The organism is Variovorax sp. DXTD-1, from assembly GCF_003984625.1.
Lineage (GTDB): Bacteria > Pseudomonadota > Gammaproteobacteria > Burkholderiales > Burkholderiaceae_C > Variovorax.
The window spans coordinates 74,549-90,247 of record NZ_RWKH01000021.1 but is presented as its reverse complement, the minus strand read 5'-3'; the positions used below and the strand labels follow the sequence as shown (position 1 = coordinate 90,247).

Below are 15,699 nucleotides of genomic sequence, written 5' to 3'. Positions count from 1 at the left end.
CGTGGCATGAAATGAGATGCCGCCGCGCGGAGCTGCACAGGCAGTGGCACGAGCAGTGGCACGAGAAGGTGCAGGGCAAGCGCCGCTGGCGCCGGTCGCTGCGCATCCGGCTCGTGATGATGTTCGTGCTGCTGGCGCTGGTCATGGCCGTGGTGTTCATGGGGGGCATGAAGAGGTCCTTCTCCACCGGATGGGCCGAGGCCGCCAAGCCGATGCTGGTGGACTATGCCGACCGGCTCGTCGCCGAGATCGGCACGCCGCCCGACATTGCGCGCGCGCAGGCGCTGGTGGCCCGGCTGCCCATCACCATCCGCATCGTGGGGCCCACGGTCAACTGGGACTCCAACCCCGGCGGCAGCAACGGCCGCGGCGGCTGGATGCACGACCGCGACGAGGAGCCGTGGAACGACAAGTGGTTCATCCGCCCCACGGCCGATGGCCACCGCGTGATCTTCGGCTGGGCGCCCAAGCTCTGGAAGCTCGCCCCGCGTGCCGTGGCCTGGGCCACGCTCGGCGCGCTGCTGCTGCTCGTGGTGCTGGGCTATGCCTATGTGAGCCGCCTGCTGCGGCCGCTGATCGATATCCGCGAGGGCGCGCAGCGCTTCGGCCGCGGCGAGTTCACGCAGCCCATTCCCGTGCGCCGCAACGACGACCTTGGCGACCTTGCGGAGCGCATCAACACCATGGCCGACGACATCCAGGCCATGCTCGACGCCAAGCGCGGCCTGTTGCTCGCGCTCAGCCACGAACTGCGTTCGCCGCTCACGCGCGCCCGGCTCAATGCCGAGCTGCTGCCGGCCACGCCTGAGGGGGCGGCCGAGCGCGAGGCGCTTCTGCGCGACCTGAACGAGATGCGCGACCTGATCAGCGACCTGCTCGAAAGCGAGCGCCTCGCAAGCCCGCATGTGGCGCTGCAGCGCGAGCCCGTCGACCTGGCCGTGCTGGTGCGCGAAATCGTGGCCGAAATGGCCGGCGCGCAGAACGTGCATCTCGACCTGGCGGAAGGCCTGCCGCCGCATGGCATCGACCGCATGCGCATTCGCCTGCTGGTGCGCAACCTGCTGGACAACGCCTTGCGCTACAGCACCGGTGCGCCGCGGCCGCCGTGCGTGTCGCTGCGGGCCGTGGTGGACGGCAAGGTGCAGGGCGTGGAGCTCGAGGTGCGGGACTACGGGCCCGGCGTCGACGAAGCGCAGGTCGAGCGGCTCACCGAGCCGTTCTACCGCACCGACGGCGCGCGGGCGCGGGCCACGGGCGGTGTCGGGCTGGGCATGTACCTGTGCCGGCTGATTGCCGAAGCGCACGGCGGCACCTTGACCGTGCGCAACGCGCATCCGGGTCTGCAGATCGTCGTCCGGCTCTAGTTCGCGCACGGCATCTTTGGTGTCGCCTGCGCTACCAAGCGGGGCGAAGTGCGGCGCTACGATGCGCCTCCGTGCCAGCGCCCCCGTCAATCCAGGAGACACCATGAGCAGCCCACTTACCAACCACCAGGTTCGCCTTGCCAAGCGCCCCGAAGGCGCGGCCACGCGCGAGAACTGGAAGTTCACCACCGAACCCGTCGGTGAGCCGGCCGAAGGCGGCGTGCTGGTCAAGACGCTGTCGCTGTCGCTCGACCCGGCCATGCGCGGCTGGCTCAACGATGCCAAGAGCTATATCGCGCCCGTGGCCATCGACGAGGTGATGCGCGCCGGAGGCGTCGGCCGCGTGGTTGCGTCGAAGAACCCGCAGTTCGCGGTGGGCGAGGCGGTCTACGGCACGCTCGGCGTGCAGGAATACATCCTCATTCCGCAAGATCAGATCAAGCGCAACGGCTTGGTGAAGATCGACCTGAATGTCGGCACCATCACCCAATGGCTCAACGTGCTCGGCATGCCGGGCATGACCGGCTACTTCGGCCTGATGGACGTGGGCCAGCCCAAGCCGGGTGAAACCGTGGTGGTTTCCGGCGCGGCCGGCGCCGTGGGGCAAACGGTGGGCCAGTTGGCCAAGCTCAAGGGTTGCCGCGTGGTCGGCATTGCCGGCGGTGCCGCCAAGTGCGACTGGGTGGTGAACGAGCTGGGCTTCGACGCCTGCATCGACTACAAGGCCGGCGCCGGCGCGGTGCGCGAAGGCCTCAAGACGCATTGCCCGAAGGGCGTCGACATCTATTTCGACAATGTGGGCGGAGAGATCCTCGACGCGGTGCTGGCACGGCTCGCGCGCAAGGCCCGCGTGATCATCTGCGGGGCCATCAGCCAGTACAACAACGCCAACAGCATGCCGGGCGCCGGCCCCAGGAACTACCTGAGCCTGCTGGTGAACCGCGCGCGCATGGAAGGCATTGTGGTGTTCGACTATGCCGACCGGTTCCACGTTGCCGTGGCGGAACTCGCCGGCTACCTGAAGGACGGCCGCATGAAGAGCAAGGAAGACATCGTGAAGGGGCTCGACACCTTCCCCGAGTCGCTCAACAAGCTGTTTGCCGGGGAGAACTTCGGCAAGCTGGTGCTGCAGGTGGCTGAAGACTGAGCAGGGCTCAGGGCTCGCTGGGCCGCATCGGGATGTCGCCCATGGCCTCGTCTTCGCGCAGGCCCCGTGCGGCCTTCAGGGTTTCGATCGACAGGCCGTCGCCATGGCCGGCGAAGCCCTTGGCAATGCCTTCGAGCACCGTCGAGAGACCGGTCTCGCCGTCTGCGCGGGCGTCCATGCTGATGTTGAGCACCCGGGCCGCCATCTGCCGGTAGGTGATGGCGCCCGCACCTTGGAGCGCGGCCACCAGGTCGAGGTACAGCGCCAGGTTCAGGTCGAACACCAGCTTGGGGGTGATCTCGAAATTCTCGTTGTTGTTCTTGTTGTCCATGGGTGGGCTCCTTTTTTCCGGAGCTTCCACTCTAGCCATAAAAACGGCGCCAATCCGTCGGACGCGGACGTATTCAGCGGGTGCGCGTGCCCATCACGGCGGCCGAGATGATCAGCCCCGCGGCCAGCGCGATGCTCCAGGTGAGCGGGCGTCCCGTCACCGCCAGCAGCAGCGCGGTGGAACCCAGCGGCGTGATGTAGCTCAGGATGCCGATCTGCCGCGCGTCCCCGCGCTTGAGCGCCATGTCCCAGACGAAGAAGGCCGCGCCGAGCGGGCCCAGCCCGCACAGCGCCACCAGCAGCCAGTCCTTTGCAGTGAGTACGACAGAGGCTTCGAGCAGCGCATGGCAGGCCAGTGACAGCACGCCCGAGACCAGGCCGAACAGGCCGATGGCCGAGGTGGGGAAGGCCGCCACGCGCTTCGTCCACAGCGAATAGCTCGCCCAGATGAAAGCCGAGCCCAGCGCCGGAAGAAAGCCCCAGTACTGCCCCGCGGCGCCCGACGTGGAAGCGGCGCCTTCGCGGGCGCCCAGAATCGCGATGGCAGCGCCCGCGAAGCCCAGCAAGGCCGCCACCACATGCAGCGGCCGCAGCGACATGCCTGGCAGCAGCACCGGCGCGAGCACCACCATGAAGAGCGGCCACAGGTAGTTCACCAGATTGGCTTCGACCGGCGGGGCATGCCGCAACGCGATGAACAGCAGGAAGTGAAAGCCGAACAGGCCATAGATGCCCAGCGCCAGCGTGCGCGGCGGCACGCGCCAGGCGTTGCGGTCGCGCAGCACCAGCGGCCAGCTCGGAATGCTGCCGATGATCAGTGCAAGGCCTGTGAGCAGGAAGGGCGGCAGGTGCGAAAGCGCCGTGCCCAGCGAGGCGAGCGTGGCCCATAGCGCGATGGCGGCCAGGGCAAGGAGCGTGGGAGACATCGCTCCGAGCTTAAGCGGTCCGGTCGTCGCGCATCGCTGGTGCATCGTCGCGCGGCGACGATCTTCGATGCGGCTTAGAAGCTGCCAAGCCTGCGCAATGCCGCGGTGAGCGCGGAGGGCGAACGGTAGCCCGTGCGGCGCGCTGTTTCGGCCACGCCCACGCCGGCCAGCCGCAGTTCGCGCGCATGCGCGAGCCGCATCGCGCGCAGCCAGTGCATCGCGCTCATGCCTTGCTCGTCGCGGCAGCGCTGCGCGAACTGGCTCGGGCTCAGGCACGCCACGCGTGCGAGATCGGCGACGCCCAGCGGCTCATGCCAGCGAGCACGGGCCCAGGCCGCAAGCGCGGTCCAGTCGATGGCGCGGCCGCGACCATGGGCCGGCGCTGCCGAACCCCAAGCTTCCAGCAGCAGCGCAGGGCCGTGCTGCAGGGCCAAGGCGGACGCGTGCGGATGCTGCGCGCATTGCGCGAGGTAAACCGCCAGGGCATGCAGCCGCGACGCCTCCGCAGGCGGGCGCCCCGCGCAGCGCGCCCACTGTGGCTGGTGGGTATCGAGAATGAGGCACTGGCTGCCGTCGCGGGATTCGAAGTCGTGCCGGTCGCCGGGCACCACCACGTGCGACTCGCCGGCGCCGACGCGCGCTCCGCGGCCTTCCACTTCGAGTTCGAGCACGCCCGAGAGGCCGACCAGCACCTGGAAGTGGTCATGCGCGTGGCTGCCGCGCGAGGCCCCGTAGTCGCGCAGCGAAAGGCTGCCCGGTTCTGCGTGGAAGCGTGTTGCGGGCGTTTGCATGGGCCGTCGGATTGTCGTTCCGCGCACTGCAGCTGTCACCCCAGCCGCAGCAGCAGCGCAGAAGCCGCGCACACCAGCAGGAACGGAATGCTGATGCGGTGAAACTCACGCAGGCCGTGCGGCACGCGGGCGAGCCGCAGCGCGATCAGGTTGGCCAGCGAACCCAGCACGCAGCCGAAGCCGCCCACGCTCACCCCGGCGGCGAGTGCCGGCAGATCACGCACATGGCCGTCGAGCAGGATCGCCGCCGGCACGTTGCTGATGAACTGCGACGCGGCAATGGCGGCAAGGTAGGCGCGCCACCCTTCGGTAATCGGCCAATGGTTCAGCAGGGCAACCACGGCGGGCAGTTCGGCCAGTTGGCGCAGGTCCACGAACATCAGCGCGATGATCGCAAGCAGCGCCCAGTCGATGCCGCGCAGCACGCGCGGATACGCCAGCAGGAACACGCCGAACACCACGCCCAAGCCCGCCAGCAGCCAGTGCCGGTCGAGCGCGACGACGAAGCCGACGAACAGCACGCCCGCCAGTGCCAGCAGGCGCGGCTGCACCGGCGTGGCGTCGGCCTCGGGCTTGAGCGCAATGGGCGTGCGCGGCACCAGCAGCCACACGGCCACGAAGAGCCAGAACAGCATCACCGCCACCGTCGGCCCCATCATGGCCATGAAGGCGAAGAAGCTCTCGCCCGAACGGTGCCAGAGATAAAGGTTCTGCGGATTGCCGATGGGCGTGAGCGCCGAGCCCGCATTCACCGCCAACGCCTCGAGCACCACGAGCCGCGCAAGCGGCAGGTGCGCCTGGTTGGCGAGCACCCGCGTGAGCGGCACCAGCAGGAACAGGCTCACGTCGTTGGTCACCAGCGCCGAGAGAAAGGCCGCGCTCGCGGTCAGCAGCAGCGCCAGGCTGCGCTGGTTGTGCGTGCGCGCGAGCAGGCTCTGCGCGGTGGCCTGCAGCATGCCGCTTTTTTCCACGCCCTGCGTAATGGCCAGCAGGCCCGCCAGTGCGCCCACGGTCTCCCAATCGACCAGCCGCAGCCAGTCCATCGGCGCGCGCGGGCGCAGGAAGGCGAGCACCACCGCAACGGCGACCAGCACCCACAGCAGGCCGTTGCCCCCGCCCTGTTCTACCGGCGGCGCGGCCTTGGCTTCAGCGGCCGACGAGGTCACGCAACTCGCGCTTGAGCACCTTGCCGATCGCGCTGCGCGGAAGCTCGTCGATGAAATGCAGGCGTGCCAGGCGCTGCGTCTTGCCGAGCTGCTCGTTGGTCCATTGCAGCAGCGCGGCCTCGGTGGTGTCGTTACCCTCGCGGCGCACCACGAAGGCCACCGGCGTTTCGCCCCACTGCTCGGAGGGTACGCCCACCACGGCCACGTCGGCCACCGCCGCATGGCCGCGCACCACGGTTTCGAGATCGCTCGGATAGATGTTGAAGCCGCCGCTGATGATCATGTCCTTCTTGCGGTCGAACAGCGTCAGGAAGCCGTCGGCATCGAAGCGGCCCACGTCGCCTGTGCGGATGAAGCGCCTGCCGGTGGCGTCAAACCATTCGGCTTCGCGTGTCTTGGCGGGCTGGCGGTGGTAGCCGGTCATCATGCCGGCCGAATGCCCCACCACCTCACCGGCCAGCTCGGTGTTGCCGCGCGGGATTTCATGGCCGTCTTCGTCGATCAGCCGGATGTCGCTGCCCTCGGCAGGGCGCCCCACGGTGTGAAGCTTGTCGGGGTTCAGGTGGGCCTCCAGGATGCAGGTGCCGCCGCCCTCGGTCATGCCGTAGAACTCGATCAGCCCGCCCGGCCAGCGCTTGAGCACGTCGGCCTTGAGCGCGGCATTGAAGGGTGCGCTGGTGCTGAACTTGAAGCGGAACGACGAGAGGTCGTGCGCGTCGAAGCGCGGATGCGCCATCAGCCGCTGGTACTGCACCGGCACCAGCATGGTGTGCGTCACGCGGCGCTGTTCGGCCAGCTGCAGGTAGCCGAGCGCGTCGAACTTCGGCATCAGCACCACGCAGCCACCAAAGGCGATGGTGGGAAAGAACACCACCAGCGTGGTGTTCGAATAAAGCGGTGTCGACAGCAGCGTGACGGTGTCCGGGCCGTACTCGTACTTGGCACCGCGCTGCACATGGGCCCAGCGCATGCCGTGGCCCTGAACGATGCCCTTGGGCTCGCCGGTGGTGCCCGAGGAATAGATGATGTTGAAGGGCCAGGAAGGCTGCGTCTCGACGGCCGTGGGCCGTGCGCCCGCGGGTGCCAGCCAGCTCTCCAGGCTTTGCCCGGCGGTCGAGCCATCGAGCGCCACGCGCGGAATGCCGCCTTCCTTTGCCGGACCGACCACCTCGGCTGCCGCGGCGTCGGTGAAGAGAATGCGCGCGTCCGCGTCTTCGATCATGCGGGCCAGGCTGGCCGGCGCGGACCCGGGCGCGAGCGGCGCGACCGCTACACCCGCGCGCAGCGCACCCAGGAACACCGCCGCGTAGTTCACCGACGAGGCCGCGCAGACCGCGATGGCATCGCCGGGTTTCAGGCCGCCCTGCTGCAGGCTGGCCGCGATGCGGTCCATCAGTGCGTCGAGCGCGCCGTAGCTCAGCGTGTGATGGGCGTCCGCGAGCGCGGCGTGGTCGGGCGTGTGTTGCGCATGGAGGCGAACCAGGTCGGCAATGGCGCCGAAATCGCGTTCCATCGCGGCTTGGATGGCGGGGTGCGTTTGCAAAATCGATCCTTCGTCTTGGCCAGACGGCAGGATAGCGAAGAAGCGCCGGACCGGGTGAGCTGCACGCGACGGGCTTGTTGTCGCCGCGGCCGCGTCAACGGTTCAAACGCCGGCGGCGTGGGCCTGCTGGTCCGCGTGATAGCTGGACCGCACCATCGCGCCCACGGCCGCATGGCTGAAGCCCATCTTGTAGGCCTCTTCCTCGAACATCTTGAAGGTGTCGGGATGCACATAGCGGCGCACCGGCAGGTGTGAGCCCGACGGCGACAGGTACTGGCCGATGGTCAGCATGTCGATGTCGTGGGCGCGCATGTCGCGCATCACCTGCAGGATCTCTTCGTCGGTTTCGCCCAGGCCCACCATGATGCCGCTCTTGGTCGGAACGTTGGGGTGCAGCGCCTTGAACTTCTTCAGCAGGTTCAGGCTGAACTGGTAGTCGCTGCCGGGGCGCGCTTCCTTGTAAAGGCGGGGCGCAGTCTCGAGGTTGTGGTTCATCACGTCCGGCGGCGCAGCCTTCAAGATCTCGAGCGCGCGGTCGTCGCGGCCGCGGAAGTCGGGCACGAGGATCTCGATTTGCGTCATCGGCGAGAGCTCGCGGATGTTCTTGATGCAATCGACGAAATGCTGGCTGCCGCCGTCGCGCAGGTCGTCGCGGTCGACGCTGGTGATCACCACGTACTTCAGGCGCAGCTTGGCGATCGTCTTGGCAAGGTTGAGCGGTTCGTCCTTGTCGAGCGGATCGGGGCGGCCATGGCCCACGTCGCAGAACGGGCAGCGGCGCGTGCACTTGTCGCCCATGATCATGAAGGTGGCCGTGCCGTTGCCGAAGCACTCGCCGATGTTCGGGCACGAGGCTTCTTCGCAGACCGTGTGCAGGTTGCTCTCGCGCAGGATCTGCTTGATTTCGTAGAAGCGTGTGGTGGGGCTGCCGGCCTTCACGCGAATCCACTCGGGCTTCTTGAGCACCTCGCCCTGCTGCACCACCTTGACCGGGATGCGCGAGAGCTTGGCCGCGGCCTTCTGCTTGGCCAGCGGGTTGTAGTTTTCGGCGCTCTGGGCGTCGCGGACGACTTCGGTGGTGCTCATTGGATTGCTAGGGCGCCAGGTAGGTGGTGAGCTTCTGGCTCAGGACCCGGGCAGCGTCTTCCCATGTGGTTTGAACGCCGATTGTAGAAAGATCGACCGTTTGCAGCCCCGCGTAGCCGCAAGGGTTGATTCGCGAGAAGGGTTCGAGGTCCATTTCAACGTTGAGCGCCACGCCGTGGTAGGTGGCGTGGCGGCTCACCTTGATGCCCAGCGCCGCGATCTTGCCCAGGCCCCGAAACGGGTCGGCCGCGGGCAGCGGGCCGGTCAGCGCGGCATGGGAGAACGGGTCGTCCAGCCGCACGTAGATACCGGGGGCGCCCGCCACGCGGTGCCCCGTCACGCCGAAATGCGCCAGCGTGCGCAGCACCGATTCCTCGATGCGGTAGACGTATTCCTTCACGAAGTAGCCCGCGCGGCGCAGGTCGATCAGCGGATAACCCACCACCTGGCCCGGGCCGTGGAAGGTGACCTGCCCGCCCCTGTCGGCCTGCACCACCGGAATGTCGCCGGGGTTCAGGATGTGGTCCTGCTTGCCCGCAATGCCTTGCGTGAACACCGGCGCGTGCTCGCACATCCATAGCGCATCGGGCGTTTCAGCCTCGCGCTCGAGCGTGAACCGCTTCATTGCCGCGAAGGTTTCGGCATAGTCGACACGGCCCAGCCATTGCGCGGCAATGGCGGTGGCGGGTGCGTGTTCTGCGACCGTCATCGGGGCCTTGGCGTCAGAGGACGACCTTGACCGACGGATGCGTCGACAGCGCGCGATACAGGTCGTCGAGCTGCTCGCGGCTGGTGGCGGTCACGGTGATCGTCACGCCCAGGTAGTTGCCCGCCTTGCTGTCGCGCAGCTCGACCGTGGTGGCATCAAAGGCCGGGTCGAAGCGTTCCGCAATCTGCGTGATGGCATGCACGAAGCCGTCGGCCTTGACGCCCATGACCTTGATCGGGAACTGCGAGGGGTACTCGATCAGCGACTCCTTGCGCGGATCGGGAATCGGAGTGCTCGTGTCGGTGGTGCTGTCGGTCATGCGGGGGTCACTCCTTGTTTCTGTGGCTTCTCTGCGTTGCGCTGCTTGGCCTCTTGGTAAGCCGCGTACAAGGCTTGATAGATGGGGCCGGGGCGGCCATTCCCAATGGTCTGGCCGTCGAGCGTCACCACCGGCAGCACTTCCTTGCTGGCCGACGAGAGCAGCAACTCATCGGCGCCGAACACTTCGTCGCGCGAAACCCGGCGCAGGGCAAACGGAATGCCGCGCTCGGCGCACAGGCGCTCCAGCAGGCCGTAGCGGATGCCGGTCAGCACCAGGTTGTCCTTGGGCGGACCGATGAGTTGGCCGTCCTTGGCGATCCACACGTTGCTGGAGGAGGCTTCGCTCAGCCATTCGCCCCTGAACATGACGGTTTCGGCCGCGCCGGCTTCCACGCTGATCTGTCGCGCCAGCACCGCGCCCAGCAGGCTGGTGCTCTTGATGTGCGCCTTCTCCCAGCGAAAGTCGGCCGCGGTCACGCACGCCACGCCCTTGGCGCGCACGGCATCGGACACCGGCGGCAGCGGATTCACCATCACGAACACCGTCGGGCGCACGCCCTTGGTCATGGCATGATCGCGCGGCGCCACACCGCGGGTAATCTGAAAGTACACGGCTTGGGGCGCATCGCCGCCGGCTTCGGCCAGCCGCATCACGATGTCGCGCCATTGGGCGAGCGTGAGCGGATTGGCAATCTGAAGCTCGGCCAGCGAGCGATCGAGCCGCGCCATGTGTTCTTCGAAGCAGAAAGGCTTGCCGTTGTAGACGGGGACGACTTCGTAGATGCCGTCGCCGAAAATGAAGCCACGGTCGAGAACGCTGATCTTCGCGTCCCGAAGGGCGGTGAACTCGCCGTCGAGGTAGCAGAGCGTGGTGGGGAGAGCGGCAGTAAGAGGGTGCATGCGGGAATTATGGTTGTGTGCGCCAGGTCGGGTTCCGGTCAGCCAACGAGGCCTCGTTTTGCAAACGTGACAGTTCAGGTGCCGGGCAGGCTGGGTTTCTACTTATAATCAATGGCTTTGTTAAATTCACGGCTGACAACGCGAGCGGCATTCCAATGACAACCAGCGCTCCTGTCTCCGAGATCGATGCTGAAGTCTCCGACTTCAAGCCGCTGACCGCCGAAGAGGCCCAGCGGCTTCGCGAGAAAAATCCCGAAATGTCGCCCTGGTGGGTGATTGGGGCCCAGGTGGCCATGGGAATTCTTGTGGCCGGAGTGGCATGGATGTGGACTCAGCGGCTGGGTGCCGCGGTGTCGGCGTTTTACGGAGCCATGGCGGTAGCGATCCCGGCGGCGTTGTTTGTGCGGGGTGTGCGGCGGGCACGGGGTGCCGTGTCGCAATCTGCTGTCATGCTGCGGTTTTTTGTGTGGGAGTTGATCAAGATCGCGTTGACCGTTGCCTTGCTGGCGGCGGCACCGTGGCTGATCGAGGGCATCAGTTGGCTGGCCTTGTTGGCCGGCGTGGTGGTCGCCATGAAAATGTACTGGGTGGCCCTGCTGGTGCGGCCCGGATTGTTGAACCGGATTTGACTGTTTAAAAAGAGACGCTGAAAGATGGCCGCCGAAGGACACGCCCCGACCGCGAGTGAATACATCGTTCACCACCTCCAGCACTGGCAAGTTGACTGGAGCCTCAATCCCGTGGTCCAGAAGGCCATCGTCGACTTCAATGTCATCAACCTCGACTCGGTGCTCTATGCGCTGATCGTGGGTGCGCTGGGCTGCTTTGTGCTGTGGCTGGCTGCGCGCAAGGCCACGCCGGGCGTGCCGGGCCGGTTCCAGGCCGCGGTCGAAATGCTCGTCGAAATGGTCGACAACCAGGCCAAGTCGAACATCCACAACGCAAAAAGCCGCAAGTTCATTGCGCCGCTGGCGCTCACCGTGTTCGTCTGGATCTTCCTCTTGAACGCCATGGACATGCTGCCGGTCGACCTGCTGCCCTCGCTCTGGGCCAAGGTCTTCGAGGCGGCCGGACACGATCCGCACCACGCCTACATGCGCGTCGTTCCCACGGCCGACCTCTCCACCACGCTCGGCCTGTCGACCTCGGTGCTGCTGCTGTGCCTGTTCTACAGCATCAAGATCAAGGGCCTGGGCGGCTGGGGCCATGAACTCATCACTGCGCCTTTCGGCGCGCACCCGGTGCTCTGGCCGATCAACCTGCTGATGCAAGTCATCGAATACCTGGCCAAGACCGTCTCGCACGGCATGCGGTTGTTCGGCAACATGTATGCGGGTGAACTCGTTTTCATGCTGATCGCGCTCATGGGTGGTGCGATGGCGGCTTCGTTCTCGGGAGTGATGCTGCCCATCGGGCACGTCATTGCCGGTACCGTCTGGGCGATCTTCCACATCCTGGTGATCACGCTTCAGGCATTCATTTTCATGATGCTGACCCTGATCTATCTCGGCCAGGCTCATGAAGCGCATTGAGTTTTCTTTTTTCTTTTCGTTTGCTTTCAATCTGTATTAAGGAGTCATCATGGAAAACGTTCTCGGTCTCGTCGCTCTGGCTTGTGGTTTGATCGTCGGTCTCGGCGCGATCGGTGCTTCCATCGGTATTGCACTGATGGGTGGCAAGTTCCTCGAGTCGTCGGCTCGTCAACCTGAACTCATGAACGAACTGCAAACCAAGATGTTCATCTTGGCCGGTCTGATCGACGCTGCGTTCCTGATCGGCGTGGCAATTGCCCTGCTGTTCGCTTTCGCCAACCCGTTCATCGCCGCTCTGCCGAAGTAATTTCCGTTCAACGCCACTCCAGAAAGGTGTTGCCGTGAGTATCAACGCGACCCTGTTCGTTCAGGCCATCGTCTTCCTGCTGCTTGTGCTGTTCACGATGAAATTCGTGTGGCCGCCGATCGCGAAGGCCTTGGACGAACGAGCACAAAAGATCGCTGCGGGCCTGGCGGCCGCCGAGAAGGCCAAGGCCGAACTGGCCTCCGCCAACCAGCGTGTCGAGCAGGAACTGGTGGCGTCTCGTAACGAGACCACCAGCCGCCTGGCCGATGCCGAGCGCCGTGCCCAGCAGATCATCGAAGAGGCCAAGAGCCGTGCAACCGAGGAGGCCAACAAGATCGTGGCCGCCGCGCGCGAAGAGGCCAACCAGCAGTCCGTGCGTGCGCGTGAGGCGCTGCGCGAGCAGGTGGCCGCACTGGCCGTCAAGGGTGCCGAGCAGATTCTCCGCAAGGAAGTCAACGCCGGCGTTCATGCCGACTTGCTCAGCCGCCTGAAGACCGAGCTCTGAGGACGACATGGCCGAACTCGCGACCATTGCCCGTCCCTACGCCGAGGCGCTGTTCAAGGCGTGCTCCGGCGATCTCGAAGGCACGGCAGGCTGGCTCGACCAGCTGGCGTCCGTCGCCGGCAACCCGCAGCTCCTGGAGTTCGCGGCCAACCCGAAGGTGCCGCCCGAGCAGGTGTTCGAGCTGATCGCCGGGCTTTCGAAGCAGCCCTTGCCCGATGCGGGCAAGAACTTTCTGCGCGCCGTTATCGACAACGGCCGGTTGGCTGCATTGCCCGAAGTGGCAATCCAGTTCCGTGCCTTGTGCAATGCGCGCAGCGGGGCTGCCGATGCCGTGATCTACAGCGCTTTTCCGATCGACGACGCGGCGCTGCAAGAGGTTGGCGCGGCGCTGGAGCGGCGCTTTGCGCGCAAGCTCACGACGCGGGTCGAACTCGACCCCTCGCTCATCGGCGGCATCCGTGCCGTGGTTGGCGACGAAGTGCTCGACACCTCGGTCAGGGCGCGCCTCGAACAAATGAAAGCGGCGCTGACCGCCTGACGGCGGCCGGCAGCCAGTTGGCCCCATTTACAGAAAGAAGGAAAGAGTCATGCAACTCAATCCCGCAGAAATTTCCGAACTGATCAAGAGCCGCATCGAGGGTCTCGGCGTCAGTGCCAACATCCGCAATGAAGGCACCGTGGTGTCGGTGACCGACGGCATCGTGCGCGTGCACGGCCTGTCCGACGCGATGCAAGGCGAAATGCTCGAATTCCCGCCGAGCGCTGACGGCACGCCGTCGTTCGGCCTGGCGCTGAACCTCGAGCGCGACTCGGTCGGCGCCGTGATCCTGGGCGAATACGAGCACATCTCCGAAGGCGACACGGTCAAGTGCACCGGCCGCATCCTGGAAGTGCCGGTCGGCCCCGAGCTCATCGGCCGCGTGGTGAACGCACTGGGCCAGCCGATCGACGGCAAGGGCCCGATCAACGCCAAGATGACCGACGTGATCGAAAAGGTCGCCCCGGGCGTGATCGCCCGTAAATCGGTCGACCAGCCCCTGCAAACCGGCCTGAAGTCCATCGACTCGATGGTGCCGATCGGCCGCGGTCAGCGCGAGCTGATCATCGGCGACCGCCAGACCGGCAAGACCGCCGTGGCCATCGACGCGATCATTGCCCAGAAGGGCCAGGGCGTGACCTGCATCTACGTTGCGATCGGCCAGAAGGCTTCGTCGATCAAGAACGTGGTGCGCGCGCTCGAGCAAGTGGGCGCCATGGACTACACGATCGTGGTGGCCGCATCGGCCTCCGAATCGGCAGCCATGCAGTACGTGTCGGCCTACTCGGGCTGCACCATGGGCGAGTACTTCCGCGACCGCGGCCAGGACGCGCTGATCGTCTATGACGACCTCTCCAAGCAAGCCGTTGCATACCGCCAGGTCTCGCTGCTGCTGCGCCGCCCGCCAGGCCGCGAAGCCTACCCCGGCGACGTGTTCTATCTCCACAGCCGTCTGCTCGAGCGCGCCGCGCGCGTCAACGCCGACTACGTGGAAGCCTTCACCAAGGGTGAAGTCAAGGGCAAGACCGGCTCGCTCACCGCGCTGCCGATCATCGAAACGCAAGCCGGCGACGTGTCCGCTTTCGTGCCGACCAACGTGATCTCGATCACCGACGGCCAGATCTTCCTGGAAACCAACCTGTTCAACGCAGGTATCCGCCCCGCCATCAACGCCGGTATCTCGGTGTCGCGCGTGGGTTCGGCGGCCCAGACCAAGATCATCAAGGGCCTGTCGGGCGGTATCCGTACCGACCTCGCGCAGTACCGCGAGCTGGCTGCGTTCGCGCAGTTCGCTTCCGACCTGGACGAAGCCACCCGCAAGCAGCTCGACCGCGGTGCCCGCGTGACCGAACTGCTGAAGCAGGCCCAGTACAGCCCGCTGCCGATCTCGTTGATGGGTGCCACGCTGTTTGCCGTGAACAAGGGTTTCATGGACGACCTGGACATCAAGAAGGTTCTGTCCTTCGAGCACGGCCTGCACCAGTTCCTGAAGACCAGCCATGGCCCCCTGCTCGACAAGATCGAGCAAGCCAAGGCGCTCGACAAGGACGCCGAGGCCGAACTGACGAGCGCGATCACCGCGTTCAAGAAGTCGTTCGCCTGATCGACCTGACAAGGAGCCCCCATGGCAGCTGGTAAGGAAATCCGCGGCAAGATCAAATCGGTGGAAAACACCAAGAAGATCACCAAGGCCATGGAAATGGTCTCGGTCTCCAAGATGCGCAAGGCGCAGGAGCGCATGCGCGCCGCGCGCCCCTACAGCGAGAAGATTCGCAACATCGCGGCCAACCTGGGCCGTGCAAACCCCGAATACGTTCACGCGTTCATGAAGACGAACGAGGCCAAGGCCGTCGGCTTCATCATCGTGACGAGCGACAAGGGTTTGTGCGGCGGCTTGAACACCAACCTGTTGCGCGCCGTGACCACCAAGCTGCGCGAAGCGCAGGCGGCCGGCACGGCCATCGAGTCGGTGGCCATCGGCAGCAAGGGCCTGGGCTTTCTGAACCGCATCGGCGCCCGCGTGGTCGCGCACGTCACCCACCTGGGCGACACGCCGCACCTGGACAAGCTCATCGGTCCGGTCAAGACGCTGCTCGACGCCTATGCCGAAGGCAAGCTGTCCGCGGTGTACCTGTGCTACACGAAGTTCATCAACACCATCAAGCAAGAGCCGATCGTCGAGCCCCTGCTTCCGCTCGCGGCCGAATCGCTGCAGGTCGGAGAGGGCCAGCACTCGTGGGACTACATCTACGAGCCCGATCCTGAAAGCGTGATCGATGAGCTGCTGGTGCGCTATGTGGAGTCGCTGGTCTACCAGGCCGTGGCCGAGAACATGGCGTCCGAGCACTCGGCCCGCATGGTTGCGATGAAGGCTGCAACCGACAACGCCGGCAATGTGATCAGCGAGCTCAAGCTGGTCTACAACAAGACCCGTCAGGCCGGCATCACCAAGGAACTCTCCGAGATCGTCTCGGGCGCGGCGGCAGCCGCGGGCGTGTAAGCCAGTTTCACGGTCGTCCCCCTACAAACAATTT

General features: G+C 65.9%; 18 protein-coding genes. 9 read left to right on the top strand and 9 right to left on the bottom strand.

Annotated elements, in window-relative coordinates; translation table 11 throughout:
- Nucleotides 1-11 precede the first annotated feature (11 nt).
- Nucleotides 12-1,364: a HAMP domain-containing sensor histidine kinase gene (locus EJI00_RS19435; protein ID WP_260590783.1), complete on the top strand. Its 1,353-nt coding sequence runs from the start codon at nucleotides 12-14 to the stop codon at nucleotides 1,362-1,364.
- 103 nt (nucleotides 1,365-1,467) lie between these two features.
- Nucleotides 1,468-2,511, top strand: a complete 1,044-nt coding sequence (locus EJI00_RS19430; protein ID WP_126749131.1) for an NADP-dependent oxidoreductase — start codon at nucleotides 1,468-1,470, stop codon at nucleotides 2,509-2,511.
- Nucleotides 2,512-2,518: 7 nt separating this feature from the next.
- Here EJI00_RS19430 and EJI00_RS19425 read toward each other — a convergent pair whose 3' ends face one another.
- From EJI00_RS19425 to EJI00_RS19385, 9 genes are all read right to left on the bottom strand, one after another.
- Nucleotides 2,519-2,842 (bottom strand): hypothetical protein, encoded by a 324-nt coding sequence (locus tag EJI00_RS19425; RefSeq protein WP_126749130.1) that lies wholly within the window; start codon nucleotides 2,840-2,842, stop codon nucleotides 2,519-2,521.
- 73 nt (nucleotides 2,843-2,915) lie between these two features.
- Nucleotides 2,916-3,767: a DMT family transporter gene (locus tag EJI00_RS19420; protein WP_126749129.1), complete on the bottom strand. Its 852-nt coding sequence runs from the start codon at nucleotides 3,765-3,767 to the stop codon at nucleotides 2,916-2,918.
- Nucleotides 3,768-3,841: 74 nt separating this feature from the next.
- Nucleotides 3,842-4,558: an AraC family transcriptional regulator gene (locus EJI00_RS19415; RefSeq protein WP_126749128.1), complete on the bottom strand. Its 717-nt coding sequence runs from the start codon at nucleotides 4,556-4,558 to the stop codon at nucleotides 3,842-3,844.
- A gap of 35 nt (nucleotides 4,559-4,593) precedes the next feature.
- A complete protein-coding gene (locus tag EJI00_RS19410) occupies nucleotides 4,594-5,724 on the bottom strand; it encodes an SLC13 family permease (RefSeq protein ID WP_126749127.1) in 1,131 nt (376 codons plus the stop codon).
- Nucleotides 5,705-7,237: a class I adenylate-forming enzyme family protein gene (locus tag EJI00_RS19405; RefSeq protein WP_126749126.1), complete on the bottom strand. Its 1,533-nt coding sequence runs from the start codon at nucleotides 7,235-7,237 to the stop codon at nucleotides 5,705-5,707. Before EJI00_RS19405 ends, EJI00_RS19410 begins: the two co-directional genes overlap by 20 nt.
- A 132-nt stretch (nucleotides 7,238-7,369) precedes the next feature.
- Complete coding sequence (gene lipA / locus EJI00_RS19400; RefSeq protein WP_126749125.1) at nucleotides 7,370-8,353, bottom strand: lipoyl synthase; 984 nt, start codon at nucleotides 8,351-8,353, stop codon at nucleotides 7,370-7,372.
- A 7-nt stretch (nucleotides 8,354-8,360) separates the two neighbouring features.
- A complete protein-coding gene (gene lipB / locus EJI00_RS19395) occupies nucleotides 8,361-9,062 on the bottom strand; it encodes a lipoyl(octanoyl) transferase LipB (protein ID WP_126749124.1) in 702 nt (233 codons plus the stop codon).
- Between the two features lie 13 nt (nucleotides 9,063-9,075).
- The gene (locus EJI00_RS19390; protein WP_126749123.1) at nucleotides 9,076-9,381 is read right to left on the bottom strand and encodes a YbeD family protein; all 306 of its coding nucleotides are present in this window, start codon (nucleotides 9,379-9,381) and stop codon (nucleotides 9,076-9,078) included.
- Complete coding sequence (locus EJI00_RS19385; RefSeq protein ID WP_126749122.1) at nucleotides 9,378-10,283, bottom strand: D-amino acid aminotransferase; 906 nt, start codon at nucleotides 10,281-10,283, stop codon at nucleotides 9,378-9,380. The genes EJI00_RS19390 and EJI00_RS19385 overlap by 4 nt, the downstream gene beginning before the upstream one ends.
- 155 nt (nucleotides 10,284-10,438) lie before the next feature.
- Here EJI00_RS19385 and EJI00_RS19380 point away from each other — a divergent pair, with 155 nt between their 5' ends.
- Genes EJI00_RS19380 through atpG form a run of 7 tightly spaced genes read left to right on the top strand, consistent with a single transcriptional unit; the run spans nucleotide 10,439 to nucleotide 15,665 of the window.
- Nucleotides 10,439-10,912, top strand: coding sequence for an ATP synthase subunit I (locus EJI00_RS19380; RefSeq protein ID WP_126749121.1), 474 nt, complete (start codon nucleotides 10,439-10,441; stop codon nucleotides 10,910-10,912).
- Nucleotides 10,913-10,936: 24 nt separating this feature from the next.
- Nucleotides 10,937-11,815, top strand: a complete 879-nt coding sequence (gene atpB, locus EJI00_RS19375) for a F0F1 ATP synthase subunit A (RefSeq protein WP_126749120.1) — start codon at nucleotides 10,937-10,939, stop codon at nucleotides 11,813-11,815.
- Between the two features lie 49 nt (nucleotides 11,816-11,864).
- The gene (gene atpE / locus EJI00_RS19370) at nucleotides 11,865-12,122 is read left to right on the top strand and encodes a F0F1 ATP synthase subunit C (RefSeq protein ID WP_124958928.1); all 258 of its coding nucleotides are present in this window, start codon (nucleotides 11,865-11,867) and stop codon (nucleotides 12,120-12,122) included.
- Nucleotides 12,123-12,156: 34 nt separating this feature from the next.
- Nucleotides 12,157-12,627, top strand: coding sequence for a F0F1 ATP synthase subunit B (locus EJI00_RS19365; protein ID WP_126749119.1), 471 nt, complete (start codon nucleotides 12,157-12,159; stop codon nucleotides 12,625-12,627).
- Between the two features lie 7 nt (nucleotides 12,628-12,634).
- Nucleotides 12,635-13,165 carry a F0F1 ATP synthase subunit delta gene (locus EJI00_RS19360; RefSeq protein ID WP_126749118.1) on the top strand — a complete coding sequence of 177 codons (531 nt, stop codon included), beginning with the start codon at nucleotides 12,635-12,637 and terminating at the stop codon, nucleotides 13,163-13,165.
- A 49-nt stretch (nucleotides 13,166-13,214) separates the two neighbouring features.
- Nucleotides 13,215-14,768, top strand: coding sequence for a F0F1 ATP synthase subunit alpha (gene atpA, locus EJI00_RS19355; RefSeq protein WP_126749117.1), 1,554 nt, complete (start codon nucleotides 13,215-13,217; stop codon nucleotides 14,766-14,768).
- 21 nt (nucleotides 14,769-14,789) lie between these two features.
- Nucleotides 14,790-15,665, top strand: coding sequence for a F0F1 ATP synthase subunit gamma (gene atpG / locus EJI00_RS19350; protein WP_126749116.1), 876 nt, complete (start codon nucleotides 14,790-14,792; stop codon nucleotides 15,663-15,665).
- Nucleotides 15,666-15,699 lie beyond the last annotated feature (34 nt).